Here is an 18,785-nt window from a genome sequence, read left to right as displayed (position 1 = left end):
CTCGCGCCGCTCCTACAGGGGGCAGCCATAAGCGACGGCGAGGTACGACGTAAAGCACGCAACGAGCGAAAGGCGTCCGTGAACTTGCCGCCGCACAAGCGCAAACAGCCGGTGGCGAACCCACCGGCCGTTGCTTTGAACGCATCGATGAAGAACCGCGGCCGATCAACGGCCGCGGCCTTGAACGCACCCCGCTACGATCAGAACCGCAGATCCGCGCGCAGGTAGTAGTAACCGCCACCCGGCAGATCGTAGGTCGAGCCGTCGAAGCCGTTGAGGTTGCAGGCCAGACACACCGGCGGGTCCTTGCCGAACACGTTGTTCATGCCCGCCTGCAGTTGCAGCCCCTTAAGCACATCGAAACGGTAACCGACCTGGAAATCGTGGAAGGTCGTCGCGCCCAGACGGTTCTGGCCGGTCTGCGGATCGTTCTTGCATACCGCGAAATCGGCGGCGTCGCCGCAGTCTTCGACCAGTTGGCTGATGTGGCGCGCGGTCCACGATGCGTTCCAGTGGCCGTAGCTCCATTCCAGGGTTGCGTTCGAAGTCCATTCGGGAATCGAACGGGTCACCGGATCGCTGACCAGTCGGCCGACCTGCAACGGCTGCAGCGAACCGTCGGCGCCGACGGCTTCGTAGTTGCCCACGATGGTGTTCTGCCAGATCAGCTTGAACTGGCCGAAGCGCGTTTCCGGCAGGGTCCAGAACACGTCGATGTCCCAGCCGTCGGTCTTGATCACGCTCAGGTTGCCCAGGAAATTGGCGAAGCCGTCGATCTGGTCGGTGATCGGATTGCGCTGGATGCCGCCGCAGAATTCCGGCGACAGCGTCTGCACGCACAGGTTGAGCTGGGTCTGCGGGTCGATGGCCTGGATCGCGCCTTCGATGCGGTGGCTGTAGAACGTGCCCTCGATGTCGACGCGCTTGGCGATCGCGCTGTCTTCGAGAATCGACGGCGACCACACGAAGCCCAGCGAGAAGCTGGTCGAACGCTCCGGTTCCAGGTTCGGATTACCGCCGGTCAGCACCGAGATCTGCGGATCGACCTGACGCGTGCCCGGATTGACGCCCTGCGCGGCGCAGTTGGCGGCGTTGCCGGTCGGCGGCGCGCCGTTGGAACCGATCAGGCACGGATCGATCATGCCGACGTCGGCGCGGCTCTGCGAACCGAACAACTCGCCGATCGACGGCGCGCGAAAACCTTCCGCATAGGTGCCGCGCAACAGCAGCTCGTCGGCCACCTGCCAGCGCAGGCCGTACTTCGGCGTGAACTCGCCGCCGAAGGTGGAGTAATCCGAATAGCGACCGGCCAGGCTCAGGTCCAGACCCTTGCCGAACGCCGAGTCCTTGAACAGCGGCACGTTGAGTTCGACATAGACTTCGTTGACGTCGTACTCGCCCTGGGTTGGCAGCGAGGGCACGCCGTTGTATTCGCCGCGCACGGTGATCGGGTCGGGACGGTACGAGCCTTCGTACTTGCGATATTCGTAACCGGTCGCGAACGACAGCGGGCCGGCCCACATCTCGAACAGATCGCCGGACAGGTTGAACGTCGCCTGCTGCAGTTTGTTCTCGCTGCGGTCGTGCAACACCGGGCTGATGTACTTCAGCATCGCCGGAGTGATGGTGTTGTAGCCGAAGATGTTCAACGGCGTGCATCCCGGCGTGGCCGCGCAGATCGCCGGATCGCCCATGGCGATGGCGATGTTCTTGGCGTTGTAGCTGCCGCGGTTGGTCTGCTCGGCCTTGTTGCGGCTGCTGGCGAGATTGGCGTCCCAGAACCAGGCGCGCTCGCCGACGTCGAAGGTGCCTTCGAGGCCGGTGCCGACGAACCAGGTGTCGACCTGCTGTTCGAAGCGGCGCGGGCCGCCTTCCACGGGACGGCGACGCAGGATGCTCAGGTTGCTCGAATCGAGCTGCACGCCGAACGGGTTGAACGGATGGTTGACCGGAATCACCACGTTGGCGGCGAAGTCGTTGCCGGCGCCGGGACCCAGGTCGATCGGCTCGGGCGCGGCGCGGTTTTCCGAATCGCGGCGATTGAGCAAGGCACGCGCGTACCAGCGCACCTTGTCGTTGATGTCGAAGCGGAACTGGCCGAACACGCCCTTGCGCTCGGACGGCGACAGCACGTAGTTGAACGGCGCGAAGTTGAACGGATCGTTGGAACCGAAGCAATGAAAGCCGTCGGTGCGCGGCACGCCGGCCGAACACGGCGCCTGGCCGGGCGTATAGGTCGGATTGCTCTGGCCCGCGTTGGCGACTAGGTCGTATTTGCGGCCGTCCGGCGCGGTGAAGGCGATGCGGCCGCCGGGCACGCGCGAACTGCCCAGCGCCAGGCCGGTACCGGGCACCGGGAAGCGCGCACGCTCGCGATCGGAGGAACTGACTTCGTCCTGCTTGGTGTAGCTGGCGCCGAGGAACCAGGTGGCGCGATCGCTGCTGCCGCCGTAGGCGAAGTCGAGGCCGCGGCTGGTGCCGTCGCCCTCGGTGTACTGGCCGAAATTGGTGGTGAGCTGAAAGCCGTCGAAATTGCGCCGGGTGATGATGTTGACCACGCCGGCGATCGCGTCGGAGCCGTACAGCGAGGACGCGCCGTCCTCGAGCACTTCGATGCGTTCGACGATGGCCAGCGGAATGGTGTTGAGGTCGGTCGCCGAACCCACGCCCGAAGCCGACGACTCATTGACCCAGCGGATGCCGTCGACCAGCACCAGCACGCGCTTGGAACCCAGGTGGCGCAGGTCGACCGTGGTCGCGCCGGCGCCGACGCCGCCGCCGTCGGACGGGAAGCCGTCGTTGCCCGAGGCGTTGCGCTTGCCGTTGAACGACGAGCCCGAACCGGTGAGTTCCTGCACCACGTCGCCGATCGAAGTCAGGCCGGTGCGTTCGATGTCTTCGCGGGTGAGCGTCTGGACCGGGACCTGGCTTTCGATCTCGGCCTTCTTGATGCGGGTGCCGGTGACCTGGACGGTGTCCAGCGTGGTGGCTTCGCGGGCGGGTGCTGCGTCCTGCGCGGCGGCGACGCCGGGCAGGCCGATCAACAACGACAACTGGATGGCTTTCGCCAGGACATGACGACGCGACGCTTTCATCGGCTCTCTCTCCCTCAAGGTGATTGGCCCGGCTCTGACGGCCGGGCTCGCCGTCGCCCCCAGCGGACGGCTGCCGAGTTTGTAAGCATTCGCGAAGCAGCCGCAAGACAGCAAAAACATGCATTGACGCTGTGCAGGAACTCAAGTCCATTTAAAGCGTGATGCGATCGCGATTAGGCCGTCGCATGGCGGCCGAGAACTCTCACCAAAAACGTGCCTTACGGGCTCTTGAGCGGAATCGTCCGGCGAGATTCGTCCGGCAAAGATCCACTCGGCAAGAACGGCCCGGCGCGATCCGCCCAGCAAAAATCCGCCTGATGAAATCTGTCCGAGTAAATCCGTCCGAGTAAATCCGTCCGAGTAAATCCGTCTGAGGAAATTTGTCGGACGAAATTTGCCTGACGAGATCGGCCTGACGAAATCCGCCCGGCAAATCCGGCTCAACAAAAACGGCCGGTAGTTTCCTACCGGCCGTCTTGGGTTTCGATGTTTCAGTTATGCACTGAAACCGGTGTCGATCGCTTGCGTCCGGGTTGCGGCCGCGCGGTCAGCTCGACGCCATCAGCTCGATTCCATTAGAAGCGCAGATCCGCGCGCAGGTAGAAGAAGCGGCCGCCCGGGATGTCGTAGGTGGACGCGTCGTAACCGTTGAGCGAGCACGACAGGCACACCGGCGGATCCTTGTCGGCGACGTTGTTGACGCCACCGGTGATCTGCAGGCCCTTGAGCAGCTCGAAGCGGTAGCCCAGCTGCAGGTCGTGGTAGGTGATCGCCGCCAGCTTGTTCTCGCCGGTCACCGGGTTGTCGCAGTACGGCGAGTCCAGCGCCGAGGCCTGACAGATTTCGGTCAGCTCGGAGATGTGGCGCACGGTCCACGACGCGTTCCAGTTGTTCTTCTTCCACGACAGCGTCGCGTTGGACGACCATTCCGGGATCGCGCTGTCGTTGACTTCCACGCCGGGCTTGCGCGGCTGGATCTGGCCGGCGGCGCCCAGGGCTTCGTACTGGGTGACCCAGGTGTTCTGCCAGTTGATCTTGAACTGGCCCCACGAGGTTTCCGGCAGGGTCCAGAAGAAGTCGATGTCCCAGCCGGAGGTCTTGATCGAACCCAGGTTGGTCAGCTTGTTCTCGAACGAGGAGATGCCGCCGATCGAGGAACGGGTGATGCCGCCGCAATACAGCGGATCGAGCGTCTGCACGCACAGGTTGAGCTGGGTCTGCGCGTCGATCGCCTGCACCGCGCCTTCCAGCGAGTGGCGGTAGTAGGTGACTTCGAAGTCGAACTTGTCCGACCACGGCACGCCCGCGGCCCAGGCCGGGCTGTAGACGAAGCCGGCGGTGAAGCTGCGCGCGGTTTCCGGCTCGAGGTCCTGGTTGCCGCCGGTCTGCACCGAGATCTGGCTGTTGGCCTGGGCGGCGCCGGCCGGCACGCCGAGCGCGGCGCAGTTGGCGCGGTTGCCGGTCGGCGGCGCGCCGGTGATGGAGGTCAGGCAGGGATCGCTGAGCTGCAGGTCGGCGCGGCTGGCCGAACCGAACAACTCGCCGATCGACGGCGCGCGGAAGCCTTCGGCGTAGGTGGTGCGCAGCAGGAATTCATCGGCGACCTGCCAGCGCAGGCCGTACTTCGGGGTGAACTGTCCGCCGAAGGTCGAGTAATCCGAATAGCGGCCGGCCAGGCTCAGATCCAGGCTCTTGCCGAACGAACCTTCCTTGATCAACGGCAGGTTGAGTTCGACATAGGCTTCGTTGACGTCGTACTCGCCCTGGGTCGGCAGCGACTGGGTGCCGTTGTAGTAACCGGCGACGGTGATCGGATCGGGCCGGTAGAAACCTTCGTACTTGCGGTACTCGTAACCGGCCGCGAACGACAGCGGACCGGCCCACAGGTTGAACAGGTCGCCGGAGAAGTTGGCGGTGACGGTCTGCAGCTTCTGCTCGCTGCGGTCGCGGATGACCGGGCTGATCCACTGCAGCATCGCCGGGGTGATGGTGCCCGGGCCGCCGAAGATGTTGAGCGGCACGCAGCCCGGGGTCGCGGCGCACAGCGCCGGATCGCCCAGGGCGATGTTGATGTTGCGGACGTTGTAGCTGCCGTAGTTGGTCTGGTCGGCTTCGTTCCTGTTGCTGGCGACGTTGACGTCCCAGAAATAGGTGCGGTCGCCGACATCGAAGCTGCCTTCCACGCCGGCCGCGATGTACTTGGTGTCGACCTGCTGCTCGAACACGCGCGGGCCGCCTTCGACCGGACGACGCGCGATCGTGTCGAGGTTGGCGTTGGGGCCGATCGAGGTCAGGTCGAAGCCGAACGGGTTGTACGGATTCAGGCGCGAGATGGTGATCTGCTCGGACCACGGATTGCCGGTGCCGGCGCCGGCGCCGAGGAAGATCGGTTCCGGCGCGGCCTGGTTGGTCGACTCGCGGCGGTTGTACAGCGCCTTGACGTAACCCTGCACGTTGTCGCTGAAGTGATAGCGGAACTGGCCGAACGCGCCCATGCGCTTGGACGGCGTCAGCATCATGTTCTCGCGGGCGAAGTTGTAGCGGTTCGCGCCGGTGAACGGAATGAAGTCCTGCGGATAGCGCACGCCGTTCGGGAAGCTGCTGCCGTTGGGCGTGGTCATGTTGCAGAACGGCACCGCCGGGGTCGAGGGATCGTCGTCGACGTCGGTCAGCGGACACGCGGTGCTCGCGGTCGGCGGGTTGAAGATGAAGCGGCCGTTCGGGGTCGCCGAGCTGCCGGTCTCCACGCCCAGGCCGGGCACCGGGAAGCTGGAAACGGCGCGGTCGCGCGAATACACGGGGTCTTGATCGACGTAGCTCAAGCCCAGGAACAGGTTGGCGCGATCGGTGTTGAAGCCCCACGCCAGGTCGACGCCCTTCAGGTCGCCGTCGCCCTTACCGTACTGGCCGTAGTTCAGGCTGATCTGGCCGCCGTCGAAATTGCGCCGGGTGATGATGTTGACCACGCCGGCGATCGCGTCGGAGCCGTACAGCGAGGACGCGCCGTCTTCGAGGATTTCGATGCGCTCGACGATCGCCAGCGGAATGGTGTTGAGGTCGGTCGCCGCGCCCACGCCCGAGGCGGAGGACTCGTTGACCCAGCGCATGCCGTCGACCAGCACGAGCACGCGCTTGGGACCGAGGTGACGCAGGTCGACCTGGGCCGAGCCGGCGCCGATGCCGTCGCCGTTCGGCGAGAAGCCGAAGTTGCCCGAGGAGTTGAACTTGGTGTTGAGCGCCGAGCCGGCGCCGGTGAGTTCCTGCACCACGTCGCCGATCGAGGTCAGACCGGTGCGTTCGATGTCTTCGCGATTGAGGGTCTGGACCGGGACCTGGCTTTCGATCTCGGCCTTCTTGATGCGGGTGCCGGTGACCTGGACGGTGTCCAGCGTGGTGGCGTCTTTGGCGGGTGCGGCTTCCTGGGCGGCTGCGAAGCCCGGCAGGGCGACCAGCAGGGACAACTGGATGGCTTTCGCCAAGGCGTGACGACGCGACGCTTTCATCGACTCTCTCTCCCTCAAGGTGTTTGGCTTGGCTCTGATGGCCATTGGCGCACCGCCCGCGCGGGGCCGGCGGCACCGGAAGGTTGTAAACAATTCGTGAAGCCGCCACAAGGCGCAAATAGTGGGCACTTGCCAACTGGGTCTCAGTTTTGATTGGCATGTGGCCCGATGCGGGGCAGCGACCGGGTCGGGCACGGTCGCGCGCCGGGTTTTCGGGGCCCGGCGAGTGCGCCACGGGGGGCTTGCCCGAAGCGTCGAAAAACGAGAAACCGGTCGCGCTTTCAGCCGCCCAGCAGCAGGCTCACCGCGACCAGCACCAGAAACGCCGCGAACACCCGCTTGAGCGTGTCGCCATGCAGCTTGTGGGCGAGCCGCGTGCCGTAGGGCGCGCACAGCACCGAGGCGATGGCCACGCCGATCGCCGCGGGCAGATACACATAGCCGATCGCGTGCTCGGGCAAGGCGCCGGCCGGTGCGTTGAGCGCATAGCCGATCGCGCTGGCGAGGCCGATCGCGACGCCGCAGGCCGAGGACGTGCCGACCGCGCGCACCGGCGCGACCCCGCGCCAGACCAGCAAGGGCACGGTCATGCTGCCGCCGCCGATGCCGACCACCGCCGACACCGCGCCGATGCCGACGCCCGCCGCGGTCATCGGCGCGCCTTGCGGCGGCGGCGCATCGGCGCCGAGTTCGGCGCGGTTCTTGCCGAACAGCAGTTGCGCGGCGGCGATCAGGCAGTAACCGGCGACGATCCAGCGCAGCCACTCGCCGTCGATGCGCACCGCGACGAAGCTGCCGAGCCAGCCGCCCAGCAGCAGGCCGGGAACCATCCAGCGCACGGTCGGCCACATCACGCTGCCGCGCTTGGCGTGCGCGCGCGCCGATGCGGTCGCGGTCAGCACGATGCTGGCCAGCGAACTGGCCAGCGCGGTGTGCATGGCCGCTTCCTGCGGGATACCAATCTCGGGCGCGATCCACGCCAGCGCCGCGACCAGCACCAGACCGCCGCCGATGCCGAGCAATCCGGCGAGCACGCCGGCGACCGCGCCGAGCGCGAGGAAAACCAGCCAGATCGCCATACGGTGCTCCAGTGAATTAGCCAAGCGACGATCGTGAGTCGGCCCACAGGCCTGCTCACTTGCATGGAGTCACCCAGCTAACGTCACGATGCACCGATTCTGCATGCCATCGCTCCAACACGCGACCCGCTTTCCACGCCTTTGCTTTTCCGCCTTGGCTTTTCCCCCCTTTGGAAAAGGGGGCAGGGGGGATTCGCTTTTGCTTCCGCACTTCCCAACCGCCGAGCAAAGCCGCATCCCATCGAATGTCACCCGGCCACAAGCCGCGACCATCACACCGCGCAACAACATCGTCATCGCAAAGCCACGACCGCAACTCGAACAACCAAACACCGCGACCGCATTCCCACTCCACCCCATCCACCCACCGTTCACATAAGACATTCATCCACGCTCGGCTATAGTCCCGAACATGCTCCCGCGCCCCTATTCCCTGCTGTTCGCCGCGCTCGCCGCGACCCTCGCCACCACCGCCTGCGCCCAAACCACGGCCGCGGCGCCGACCCTGCCCGCGGTCAAACCCGCGGCGATCAGCAACGCGCTGCCCGCGCCCGCGGTCGATCCGTTGCTGCCGCGCGTGCGCGCCGCGATCGACGCCGCCGAACGCGGGCCGTTCGACGCCGGCCAATACGCCGACATCGCCCGCCATCCGCTGTACGGCTGGGTTGAGTACGCCAGCCTGCGCCGCACCATCGACAGCGTGAACAACGGCCAGGCCCAGGATTTCCTCAACCGCCGCGGCAACGAAGCCTCCGGCGACGCGTTCCGCGACATCTGGCTGGCCGCGACCGCGCGCCGCGAAGACTGGGCCGCGTTCACCGCGGCATGGACGCCGAAGAACAGCAGCGGCAAGGACCGCAGCGTCAGCCTGCGCTGCGCCGAATTGAACGCGCGGCAGGCGCTCGGCAAGGCCGATGCGCAATGGACCAAGGACGCGCAGGTGATCTGGCGTAGCAGCGGCAAGTCGCTGCCCGACAGCTGCGATGCGCCGTTCGCGGTGCTCGCCGCGCAAGGCGGGCTGAGCCCTGAACTGCGTTGGGAACGCATCGACGCGGCCGCGGCGGAATGGCAGCCGGCGGTGATGCGTGCGGCGGCGCGAGGATTGCCGGCGGATCAACTCGCTCAGGCCAACGACTACGCCGCGTTTCTGGATAACGTCAACGAACGCGCGCTGAGTTGGCCGAAAACCGAGCGCAGCCGCAAGATCGCCTCCTACGGCCTGGCCAAGCTGGCCAAGGCGCAACCGGCCAGCGCCGAAGCGCAATTGCCCAAGTACGCCTCCGCGCTGGCCTTCAGCGACGAAGACCGCGGCCGCGTGCTGTACCAGACCGCGCTGTGGTCGGTGGCGTCCTACGACGCCGAGTCCGCGCGCCGCCTCAACGCGGTGCCCGAGGTGGCCTACGACGAACGCCTGCACGAATGGCGCGCGCGCGAAGCCATGTCGCGTTCGGATTGGGCCGGCGCGCTCGCCGCGATCCGCAAGATGGGCGCCAAGCAGCGCGACGAATCGCGTTGGGAGTATTTCGAAGCGCGGCTGAGCGAAATCGCCGGCGACAAGACCAGCGCCGCGCGGCTGTACCGCGAATCGGCCAAGAACGCCGATTTCCACGGCTTCCTGTCGTCGGACCGGCTCGGCCTGCCGTACACGCTGTGCCCGGTGCAACCCAAGGACAGCGTCGCGGCCAAGGCCGCGATCGCGCGCGATCCGATCCTGATCCGGGCGATGGGCCTGTTCCAGATCGAACGCGCGGCGTGGGCGATCCGCGAGTGGGACGATGCGCTGACCCGTTACGACGACACCCAGCGCCGCATCGCGATCGAAGTGGCGCAGAGCTACAACTGGTTCGACCGCGCGGTGTTCTCGCTCAACAAGACCCCGAACGAACAGCGCATGTACTACCTGCGCTTCCCGCTGCATCACGGCGACACCATCCGCCGCGAGTCGGCGCGCAACGGCATCGACCCGGCCTGGGTCGCCGCCGAGATCCGCGCCGAAAGCATCTTCAACCCGACCGCGCGCTCGGGCGCCAACGCGATGGGGCTGATGCAGGTGCTGCCCGGCACCGGCGCGCAGGTCGCAAAGAGCCTGGGCCTGCCCTGGGGCGGCGCGGCCAGCCTGTACGACTCGGACACCAACATCATTCTGGGCACGGCGTATTTGCGCCAGTTGCTCGACAAGTACGGCGGCCAGCCGTATTTCGCCATGGCCGGCTACAACGCCGGCCCCGCGCCGCTGGGGCGCTGGCAGTCGCAGCGGCCTGGCATGGATCCGGATTTCTGGATCGAGACCATCAGCTACAAGGAAACCCGCGAGTACGTCGCGCGCGTGTTGGCTTTCAGCGTGCTCTACGACTGGCGTCTCAACGGCGATGCGTTGAAGGTCAGCGACCGCATGCGCGGGATCAACAACACAGCGCGCAAGTCCTTCACCTGCCCGGCCTCGGCCGCCACCGCGACGGCGCCGCTGCCGGCCGAAACCGACTGAGCGCGCGCCGATGCCCGCGCCCCGTCGCCATGTCCTGATACTCGGCGGTACCGGCTTCGTCGGCCGCCACCTCGTCGAACAGCTGCTGCGCGAACGCTGCCGCATCACCGTGCTCAGCCGCGGCGTCGATCCGATCAAGAAGCAACTGCTGTCGCGCGACGCCAGCCTGATCGAAGGCGATGTCGGCAACCCGGATTTCCTGCGCGCGGTGCTCGACGATGTCGACGCGGTGGTCAACCTGGTCGGCATCCTCAACGAACAAGGCGACAGCGGCGCCGGTTTCGAGCATGTCCATGTCGAACTGCTCGACGCGCTGATCGAAGCGATGCGCGACATGGGCGTGATGCGCCTGCTGCAGATGAGCGCGCTCAACGCCGGCACCGGCCAGAGCCATTATCTGGAATCGCGCGGCCGCGCCGAACAGAAAGTGCGCGCTAGCAAACTGTCGTGGACCTTGTTCCGGCCGTCGGTGATCGCCGGCCCGGGCGATGGCCTGTTCTGCCGCTTCGACCAACTGCTGCGCTACGCGCCGCTGCTGCCGATGGGCCGGGCGAATGCGCGCTTCCAGCCGGTCTGGGTCGGCGATGTCGCCCAGGCCTTCGTCAACGCCTTGAACGACGACAGCCACATCGCGCGCAGCTACAACCTGGTCGGGCCGGACGTGATGAGCCTGGGCGAGATCGTGCGCGCGACCGCGAAGGCGCGCGGCCGCCTGCGCGCGGTGCTGCCGCTGCCCGATGCGCTCGGCAAGCTGCAGGCCGATATCGGCGAATTCCTGCCGGGCAAACCGATCAGCCGCGACAACTGGCGCTCGCTGCAGAGCGATTCGACCAGTGTCGAGAATGGCTTGCTGAAGCTTGGAGTCACGCCGACGCCGGTGTTGCCGCGTTTGCCCGAAATCCTCGGCCTCACCGCGACCTGACATCGACTACCTGTAGGAGCGGCGCAAGCCGCGACCGCGACATCACGGGTACGACACAGGCGTGATGGCGCGGTCGCGGCTCGCGCCGCTCCTACAGGCAGCGACCGAACAACATGGTGTCGACAAGGCTGCGCTAGGATGCGCATCACCGCCACGACAAGGACATCCCCATGGGCCTGCTCGACACTCTGCTCGGCCATGCCGGCGAAAAATCCACCGATAAGGTCAACGAAGACTTCGCCCCGCTGCTCGCGCCCGGCGAAAGCGTGCAGCGCGCGTTCGGCGAAATCCGCGACCTGATCGTGTTCACCGACCGCCGCCTGATCCTGGTCGACAAACAGGGCGTGACCGGACGCAAGACCGAATTCCTCAGCCTGCCCTACCGCAGCATCGTGATGTTCTCGCTGGAAACCGCCGGCCATTTCGATCTGGAAGCCGAACTGCGGCTGTGGGTCTCGGGCCAGCCCAATCCGATCATCCGCCACCTCGGCCGCAGCGCCGGGTCGGAAGACATCATCGCGCTGCTCGCGCAGAACACGCCGCGCTAGTGAGCGCACATCGCAACGGTATTCGAGGAACGCAAGGATGAAGGTGTACTTGGTCGGCGGCGCGGTGCGCGATTCTCTGCTCGGCCTGCCGGCCGGCGATCGCGACTACGTGGTCGTCGGCGAAACGCCCGAGGCGATGCTCGCGGCCGGCTTCAAGGCGGTCGGCAAGGATTTCCCGGTGTTCCTGCATCCCGACAGCGGCGAGGAGTACGCGCTCGCGCGCACCGAGCGCAAGTCAGGACGCGGTTACCGCGGCTTCGTGGTCGACGCCGATCCGTCGGTGACGCTGGAAGACGACCTGGGCCGGCGCGACTTCACCATCAACGCGATCGCCCGCGACGAAAGCGACGGCCGCCTGGTCGATCCTTACGGCGGCGTGCGCGACCTCGAGGCGAAAGTGCTGCGCCACGTCGGCCCGGCCTTCGTCGAAGACCCGTTGCGGGTGCTGCGCGCGGGCCGCTTCATGGCGCGCTTCGCCGAACACGGCTTCACCGTCGCGCCCGAGACGATGGCGTTGATGCGGCAGATGGCCGAGTCGGGCGAACTGTCCGACCTGGTCGCCGAGCGGGTCTGGCAGGAACTGCGGCGTGCGCTGAGCTGCGCGCGGCCGTCGGCGTTCCTGCGCACCTTGCACGACGCCGGCGCGCTCGCGGTGGTGCTGCCGGAAGTCGACGCCTTGTACGGCGTGCCGCAGCGTGCCGAGTTCCATCCCGAAGTCGATACCGGCGTCCATACCGAAATGGTGGTCGACATGGCCGCGCAACTCGCGCCCGGCGACGACCTGATCGGTTTCGCCGCATTGACTCACGACCTGGGCAAGGCGCTGACCCCGGCCGACATCCTGCCGCGCCACCTCAATCACGAACGCGCCGGGCTGGAGCCGCTGGCCGCCCTGTGCGCGCGCCTGAAAATACCGACCGAGCACCGCCTGCTCGCCGAAGCGGTCTGCCGCGAACACCTCAACGTGCATCGCTTCAACGAGCTGCGCGCGCGCACCGTGTTCGAGCTGATCGCGCGCTGCGACGGCTTCCGCAACCCGAAGCGGATCGAACAGATGGCACTGGTGTGCGAAGCCGACAAGCGCGGCCGGCTGGGCCTGCAGGACGGCGACTATCCGCAAGGACCGGCTTTGTGCGAAGCCCTGGCCGCCGCGTTGAAGGTACGCGCGAGCGATTTGCCGCCGGGACTTGAAGGCCCGGCGGTCGGCGAGGCGATGCGGCGGGCGCGGATCGCGGCGATCGCAACGCGTCGTGGCGAAAGCAGTGAGAGCAGCTAGTTGTCCGCCTATTGACGGCGATAACGCAGCCACCCGTCGGGCGCCCGCGTTATCGCGTCTGCGCCGTCCAACACCGCGGACCGATCAAAGATCGATCTTGATCACCCGGTAACCATCGGCCTTGGGCAAGGCATCGACCATCTCCTCGCTATTGTCCTGACCGGCACCGGCGGCGAAGCGATAGACCAGGTAGCGTCGCTGCGTCTCCAGACGTCCGCCGGGCGGAAACACCAGCAGACTGTCCTTAGCCCCCAGGTACAACCAGCCCGGCATTGCGCTCGGCGAAATCGAACCGCTCGTAGGCGCGCCGGCCGGTGTCGTACACCAGCACCAGTCCGCGCGGATAGCCGGTCGACATGAAGTCGCCCATCACCGCCAGCGCGCGTTGCCTGTCGCCGACGCATTTGACCTTGACCTCGAAACCGCGCGAATCGTCGGACTCGCCGCCCCATAAGGTCGCCTTCGCCGCCTTGCCCTGGCGCAGCGAATAAACGTAGGTGTCTTCGATCTTGCCGGCGCGCGAAATCTCGGCGACACGCGGCTCCTTGGCCGGTCCCAGGTCGCAGGACACGGGCTTGGTCCCGGCCAAGGCCAGGGCGGGCGACAACAGCAGACTCAGGCCGATCACTTTCAAACCGAACACAAAGACAAACGCATCAACGCTTCGGTTCGGCGCTGACGATGGTGAGCGAACCGCTACCTTTGACCTGGATTTCCCGGCCGTCGCTCTTCGCCCCGGATTGGATGCTGATCTCGGCGGTGATATCGACATGATGTTCGTCGAACTGGCGCAGTTCGGACTCGGCGATTACCCATTCCAGAATCACCGATTCCGATGGACGCAGCGTGGTCAGTTTTTCCTGCAACGCCGGATCGACGAGGTTCGGCCGGGTGAAACTTTCGCTGCCGGTCTTGCGATCGGTCAACTTGATCACCGGGCCTCGCTTGCGTAAGTAATCCAGCGGCAGCGCGATATCGTTGCGCGCATTGTTGAGGATGCGCACATCGATGAGCATGTCTTGCCCGACGAACCTGCACTGAGGACTGTTGCGGCAAGTGGCGGAAACGATAAGAGTGTCGTTGTTCATGACGGCGCCTTTGACGGGAGTGCATGCTGCGGCCAGAAAGGCCAGACTTAAGGTCAGATGACGTTGCATGTGACGGGCCGTCCTATCTTCGAGGTAAGCAGTTCCTGCACCTCGCGCGCGACGCTCCAGACGTGGCGCGCGAGCACGGTGGTGTTGCCGAATGTAGACATGATGGTGGCGGACTTATCCTTGGACGACTTGGTCGGCGGCGCGGAAACAACGGCACTGTCCAAGCTGCCATCGGGCTTGTAGTACCGCACCTTCTCGTTGTAGGCCGTATAGGAGTACTCGTCGGGAACGCCGACGCAATGAATGAACTCGTGCGCGTACATCCAGGCCGTGGTCGTCTTGGACACGTTTATGACGAAGCCGTTTATGCCTTCGCGCGGATAGGTCTGGTGGACCTTCATCGTGTAATCCTCACCCGAGGTCACCCAGATCACTTTGTACTCGACCGGAAGCGTCTTGGTGCCGCAACGCCGATCGATGATCTCCAGCTTGAACTTATTCATCCAATGAGTCGACACGCCGGTCTCCAGTGCGGTCTTGGCGGCGGTGACATCGGCGGCGACGACACCTCGCTGGGCAACGACTTTGATCCGCACTTCGACTTGAACATTGCCTCCCGACTTGAGCGGGCATTTGACCTTGAACTTACGCGGGACATTGTATTTGTGCTTTACCCCGTTCTTATTGAACACCTCGTAGTAGCGACCGCGACTCTGCACCGAGATCGCCTTCTCGTGATCATCCACCCAACACGCCGGCGCGGGCGGCGTGGTGGCCGACGGCGGCATCGCGGGAGCGGCCTGAGTTCCCCTGGGCGAGGGCGGCGATGCCGGAGCGGCGCCGTTTGGCGCGGGCGTGGTGGTGATGCGCTCAGCCGCTGAGGCACTGGCCGCTGCCCCACCGCCGCCGCTCACGATATGCACATGCATCTGCTGCACCGAAACCAGCGAACACAAACAGGCCAAGCCGTCGCCATGACGCGCGACCGGCTGTCCGTCGATGAGCATGGTCGAGTCGCCGCTGACGATCACCGTGGGGCCATGGCGCAAGCACATCACCGCGTCGCCGATCCGCGCGACCGGCTTGCCGTCGATATCGGTGAATGGTGATCCGGAGACGACGCTGCCGCCGCTGGTGGTGGTATCGCCGACCACGATCCACATTCTGCTCATGACCTTCCCTGTCCCTGGGCGGTAGTTCTCGCCTCCTTATCCACGTACGTCACTGCCAGGTCAAGCGGCTCCGGAAATCGCATTAAAACAGCCACATTTACTGTGCCACATCGCAGATCGCACTCGACCGCATAAAACAAAACCGCCGCGCGACTCAGTCGCGCGGCGGCAGGTTTGCAGCGAATGTGCGGCCGCTCAGAACCGATAATCGATCCGAGCGTAATAGCTGCCGCCGTTCATGCCGAACGGCAAGGTTTCCCAGCCGTACTTGAAGCCCAGCTGCGGGAACGGCGCGCCGGTCTGCGGGTCCCACTTGTCGGGGTAGGTGTCGAAGATGTTGTTGCCGCCGACGGTCACGCTGGTCTTATCGTTGAACTTGTAACGCACCGCCAGATCGCCGAGCCACTTGCCGCCCCAGGTCTGCTTGATGCCCGGGGTGAAGCCTTCGCCGGTCACCGGGCCGTAGTAGTTGGCGCGCGCGGTCCACTCCCACTTGTTGATCTCGTACACGCCCTGCAGCACGTGATGCTCGCGCGGCTGGCCGCGCTCGATCAAGGTCACCTGGGTGTCGTCGAACAAGGCGCTGGGCGACAGGATGCTCGACTGCGAACGACGATCCTTCACTTCGGTCTTGTTGAAATGCACCAGCGCGGTGAGGTTCAACTTGGAACCGCCGGCGAACTCGGTGTTGTGGTTGGCCACGATGTCCACGCCGGTGGTCCGGGTGTCGATGGCGTTGGTGAAGAACAGCACCTGGCCGACGCCGATCGGATCGAGGATCGCGCGGATCGGGCAGTTGCCGTTGCCCGGCGCGCACGGCTGGCCGTTGGTGCCGACCGACTCGGGCTGGATGTTGCTGGAGAAGATGATGCGGTCGTCGATGTCGATGCGGAACACGTCCATCGTCAGCGAGAAGCGATCGTTCGGCTTGAGCACGAAACCGACCGAGGCGCTCTTGGAGGTTTCCTCCTTCAGCGGCTCGATGCCGAACGCGCGGGTGACCGCGCTGTCCTGACGCGCGGTCAGGGTGTCGGTCAACACGCCGGCGGCATTGAGGTTGGTCGAGCGCTGGCTGTAGAACAGCTGCTGCACGCCCGGCGCGCGGAAGCCGGTGGAGACCGTGCCGCGCAGCGCGAACTGCTCGGTCGCGTCGAAGCGCGCCGATAGCTTGCCGGTGGTGGTGTTGCCGAAGTCGGAGTAGTCCTCGTAACGCACCGCGCCGCCGAGCAGGAACTTGTCGGTCAGGTTGGTTTCGGCGTCGAGGTAGACCGCGTAGTTATGGCGGCCGTCGTCGACCGCTTCGTTCGGCGAGAAGCCCGGGAAGCCCTGCATGCCCGGCTGCGCGGTGTCGCCGGTCTGGCCGACGATGTTGATCGCGCGGTTGTTGGTGCGGCCGTAGGTGTAGGTCACCGGCGCGCCGGCGCGGATCTGGTAGTCGTCCTTGCGGTATTCCACGCCGGTGCCCAGGTACAGCGGCCGATCGTTGAAGCCCTTGAGGGTGCCGCGGAAATCCAGGTTGAACGTGGTCTGGTCGAACTGCAGGGTGCCGGTGTCGGCCCGGGTCGGCGACTCGGCGTAGATGCCGCCGCCGGGCTTTGGCTCGTACCACCAGCTGACGTTGACCGAGTTGCTTTCCTCGAAGCCGAACTTGCTGCGGCCGCGGTTGACCGAGATGTCCCAGTCCCAGTTGTCGTTGATCGTCGCCTTGTAGCCGACCGCGAGCGAGGTGTCGTCGACCGTGGTCAGGATATTGGGCAGGAAGCCGTCCGGGTACAGCGCCGGCACCGTGCGGTTGTCGCCGGGGCTGCGGAAGAAGCCGGAGGAATCGCCCTTGCGCTTGGACAGGCCGCCGAACCAGTACAACTCGCCGGTGCCGACCGGCAGGCCGCCGTTGAACCAGAAATAGGCGTCGGTCGCGTCGGCGTCGCCCAGGCGCTGGGTCACCCGCGGCGGGTTGACGCGCGCGCTGTCGGGGCCGGCGCGATTGGTTTCGGCGCGGTCGCGGTATTCCAGCGACAAGTTGAGGAAGCCGCCGTCGTCGCCGAGCTTGACCCCGGTGTTGACCGAGCCCTGATAGTTGGCGCCGTCGCCGGCGTAGTTCTTGCCGGCCTGGAACGACAGCTGGGTTTCTTCGGTCTGCTTCTTCAGGATGATGTTGATCACGCCGGAGATCGCGTCCGAACCGTACTGCGCGGCGGCGCCGTCGCGCAGCACTTCGATGCGTTCGATCGCCGACAGCGGAATGGCATTGATGTCGGTACCGGCCGAACCGCGGCCGATGGTCTGCTGCACGTTGACCAGCGCCTGCTGATGGCGGCGCTTGCCGTTGACCAGCACCAGCACCTGATCGGGGCCGAGCGAACGCAGCGTCGCCGGACGCAGGATGTCGGTGCCGTCGCTGACGAAGGTGCGCGAGAAATTGAACGACGGCTCGAGCATCTGCAGGATCTGGCCGATCTCGGTCGCGCCGGTGGCGTTGAGTTCTTCCTTGCCGATCACGTCGACCGGCGCCGCGGTGTCCTCGGCGGCGCGACCGCGCGCGCGCGAACCGGTCACCTGCACCGCGTCGAGGGTCGTCGCATCGCGGCTGGCCGGAGCGGCGTCCTGGGCGAGCGCGGCGGTGGGGACGAAGGCGCTGGCGCCCATGGCGGCGGCCACGGCCAGCGCCAATCGGTTGCGATGCACTGAAGACATGAGTCGGTTCCTTGCGAAAGAGAGGCGGGCTCCCGTGGCCCGCGCTGGAGCCTCACAAGTTCTTAACCTTTACGCAATACGCCGTGTGACTGTGCCGACCTTGGCTTTGTGACAGATTTCCTAGAATGACGAATGGCTAATGAGCGGTTCAGCGGTTAATGGGTGGGCGTCACTGAATGGGTTCGGCGGGTGGCGGCGCTTGTCTGGCATCTATTGAGCGCATTGCATGTGCCAGGTGCGCGAACCGGGCGGTTGCGTCGGGGTGATGGGGCTTCGTCGTAGTCGAAGTGGCGTGGTCGCGGCTCGCGCCGCTCCTACAGGGAGCTGCGGGCGGGATGCCGCAAGTGCCAGCATCTGCGTGGCTGGGCGAAGCAACTGTAGGAGCGGCGTGCTACCGGATTTCCTTCGGCCACAAGCCGCGACCACGTCGATGAAACAACGCCGCAATCCCGCTGCCGCCCCGCTCAGCCTCGCTTCGACGCCAGCCTGCGATCGACGCGCTGCAACCACAACGCCACCGGCGTGCGCGCCACGAACAAGCCGGCCAGCGCGCCCAGCCCATTAGCCAAAGCATCGGCGGCATCGCCGCTGCGCGAATCGGTCAGCTTGGCCTGGGCGAACTCCAGGCCGACGCCCATCGCGATCAAGCCGATCGCCGCGATCGCCTGCGGCCGCATCCGCGCGAACAGCATGCCGGCATACGCCGACATCGCCAGATAGGCGCTGAAATGTTCGATCTTGTCGAACTGTGAAAACGGCGTCGGCGGCAGATCGCGCGCGGGCAACAGGCAGGTCGCGACCACCACCGCGATCATCGCCAGCCACAGCGCGACCCACAGCGTGGGACGTTCGAACTCGCGCAGCCACGCGCGCGATGGCGCGGCGCTCACAGGCGCTCGCTCACGAACAGCTCG

At 65.9% G+C, this 18,785-nt stretch carries 13 protein-coding genes; 4 read left to right on the top strand and 9 right to left on the bottom strand.

All coding sequences use genetic code 11. The features are described 5' to 3' along the window. Nucleotides 1-200: 200 nt before the first annotated feature. From ASD86_RS21040 to ASD86_RS21030, 3 genes are all read right to left on the bottom strand, one after another. Nucleotides 201-3,095 (bottom strand): TonB-dependent receptor, encoded by a 2,895-nt coding sequence (locus ASD86_RS21040; RefSeq protein ID WP_056115387.1) that lies wholly within the window; start codon nucleotides 3,093-3,095, stop codon nucleotides 201-203. 575 nt (nucleotides 3,096-3,670) lie between these two features. Further along, nucleotides 3,671-6,598 carry a TonB-dependent receptor gene (locus ASD86_RS21035; RefSeq protein ID WP_056115385.1) on the bottom strand — a complete coding sequence of 976 codons (2,928 nt, stop codon included), beginning with the start codon at nucleotides 6,596-6,598 and terminating at the stop codon, nucleotides 3,671-3,673. 281 nt (nucleotides 6,599-6,879) lie between these two features. Next, nucleotides 6,880-7,701 carry a sulfite exporter TauE/SafE family protein gene (locus tag ASD86_RS21030; RefSeq protein ID WP_235567857.1) on the bottom strand — a complete coding sequence of 274 codons (822 nt, stop codon included), beginning with the start codon at nucleotides 7,699-7,701 and terminating at the stop codon, nucleotides 6,880-6,882. A 388-nt stretch (nucleotides 7,702-8,089) separates the two neighbouring features. On the opposite strand from ASD86_RS21030, the gene ASD86_RS21025 reads away from it, so the two are divergent. The 4 genes from ASD86_RS21025 to ASD86_RS21010 all read left to right on the top strand — a co-directional run bounded on the left by ASD86_RS21025 (nucleotide 8,090) and on the right by ASD86_RS21010 (nucleotide 12,908). Next, nucleotides 8,090-10,162 (top strand): lytic transglycosylase domain-containing protein, encoded by a 2,073-nt coding sequence (locus ASD86_RS21025; RefSeq protein WP_082578585.1) that lies wholly within the window; start codon nucleotides 8,090-8,092, stop codon nucleotides 10,160-10,162. 10 nt (nucleotides 10,163-10,172) lie between these two features. Next, nucleotides 10,173-11,084 carry a complex I NDUFA9 subunit family protein gene (locus tag ASD86_RS21020; protein ID WP_056115382.1) on the top strand — a complete coding sequence of 304 codons (912 nt, stop codon included), beginning with the start codon at nucleotides 10,173-10,175 and terminating at the stop codon, nucleotides 11,082-11,084. A gap of 170 nt (nucleotides 11,085-11,254) precedes the next feature. Next, nucleotides 11,255-11,632 carry a PH domain-containing protein gene (locus tag ASD86_RS21015; RefSeq protein WP_036112450.1) on the top strand — a complete coding sequence of 126 codons (378 nt, stop codon included), beginning with the start codon at nucleotides 11,255-11,257 and terminating at the stop codon, nucleotides 11,630-11,632. 37 nt (nucleotides 11,633-11,669) lie between these two features. Next, nucleotides 11,670-12,908 carry a multifunctional CCA addition/repair protein gene (locus ASD86_RS21010; RefSeq protein ID WP_056115379.1) on the top strand — a complete coding sequence of 413 codons (1,239 nt, stop codon included), beginning with the start codon at nucleotides 11,670-11,672 and terminating at the stop codon, nucleotides 12,906-12,908. A gap of 84 nt (nucleotides 12,909-12,992) precedes the next feature. On the opposite strand, the gene ASD86_RS21005 is transcribed toward ASD86_RS21010, so the two are convergent. The 6 genes from ASD86_RS21005 to ASD86_RS20980 all read right to left on the bottom strand — a co-directional run bounded on the left by ASD86_RS21005 (nucleotide 12,993) and on the right by ASD86_RS20980 (nucleotide 18,761). After that, entirely contained in the window at nucleotides 12,993-13,181 is a 189-nt protein-coding gene (locus ASD86_RS21005) for a hypothetical protein (RefSeq protein ID WP_056115376.1), read from the bottom strand. After that, nucleotides 13,153-13,551, bottom strand: coding sequence for a hypothetical protein (locus ASD86_RS21000; protein ID WP_157476962.1), 399 nt, complete (start codon nucleotides 13,549-13,551; stop codon nucleotides 13,153-13,155). Before ASD86_RS21000 ends, ASD86_RS21005 begins: the two co-directional genes overlap by 29 nt. A gap of 13 nt (nucleotides 13,552-13,564) precedes the next feature. After that, a complete protein-coding gene (locus ASD86_RS20995) occupies nucleotides 13,565-14,065 on the bottom strand; it encodes a hypothetical protein (protein WP_157476960.1) in 501 nt (166 codons plus the stop codon). Further along, a complete protein-coding gene (locus tag ASD86_RS26175) occupies nucleotides 14,050-15,177 on the bottom strand; it encodes a PAAR domain-containing protein (RefSeq protein ID WP_082578584.1) in 1,128 nt (375 codons plus the stop codon). The genes ASD86_RS20995 and ASD86_RS26175 overlap by 16 nt, the downstream gene beginning before the upstream one ends. A 195-nt stretch (nucleotides 15,178-15,372) precedes the next feature. Further along, nucleotides 15,373-17,871: a TonB-dependent receptor gene (locus tag ASD86_RS20985; protein WP_056115368.1), complete on the bottom strand. Its 2,499-nt coding sequence runs from the start codon at nucleotides 17,869-17,871 to the stop codon at nucleotides 15,373-15,375. 464 nt (nucleotides 17,872-18,335) lie between these two features. Further along, the gene (locus ASD86_RS20980) at nucleotides 18,336-18,761 is read right to left on the bottom strand and encodes a hypothetical protein (protein WP_056115365.1); all 426 of its coding nucleotides are present in this window, start codon (nucleotides 18,759-18,761) and stop codon (nucleotides 18,336-18,338) included. Nucleotides 18,762-18,785: the final 24 nt, after the last annotated feature.

The sequence above is a fragment of the Lysobacter sp. Root690 genome (assembly GCF_001427785.1).
GTDB lineage: Bacteria > Pseudomonadota > Gammaproteobacteria > Xanthomonadales > Xanthomonadaceae > Lysobacter.
The sequence above is the reverse complement of the archived record's forward strand: the minus strand, read 5'-3'. Positions and strand labels throughout refer to the sequence as shown.

Bases quoted from the DNA above. Each gene is read 5' to 3' on its own strand.
- ASD86_RS21020 (WP_056115382.1), top strand. From the start codon at position 10,173: ATGCCCGCGCCCCGTCGCCATGTCCTGATACTCGGCGGTACCGGCTTC.
- ASD86_RS26175 (WP_082578584.1), bottom strand. From the start codon at position 15,177: ATGAGCAGAATGTGGATCGTGGTCGGCGATACCACCACCAGCGGCGGC.
- ASD86_RS21010 (WP_056115379.1), top strand. From the start codon at position 11,670: ATGAAGGTGTACTTGGTCGGCGGCGCGGTGCGCGATTCTCTGCTCGGC.
- ASD86_RS21035 (WP_056115385.1), bottom strand. From the start codon at position 6,598: ATGAAAGCGTCGCGTCGTCACGCCTTGGCGAAAGCCATCCAGTTGTCC.
- ASD86_RS21025 (WP_082578585.1), top strand. From the start codon at position 8,090: ATGCTCCCGCGCCCCTATTCCCTGCTGTTCGCCGCGCTCGCCGCGACC.
- ASD86_RS21040 (WP_056115387.1), bottom strand. From the start codon at position 3,095: ATGAAAGCGTCGCGTCGTCATGTCCTGGCGAAAGCCATCCAGTTGTCG.
- ASD86_RS21015 (WP_036112450.1), top strand. From the start codon at position 11,255: ATGGGCCTGCTCGACACTCTGCTCGGCCATGCCGGCGAAAAATCCACC.
- ASD86_RS21005 (WP_056115376.1), bottom strand. From the start codon at position 13,181: ATGCCGGGCTGGTTGTACCTGGGGGCTAAGGACAGTCTGCTGGTGTTT.
- ASD86_RS20985 (WP_056115368.1), bottom strand. From the start codon at position 17,871: ATGTCTTCAGTGCATCGCAACCGATTGGCGCTGGCCGTGGCCGCCGCC.
- ASD86_RS20995 (WP_157476960.1), bottom strand. From the start codon at position 14,065: ATGCAACGTCATCTGACCTTAAGTCTGGCCTTTCTGGCCGCAGCATGC.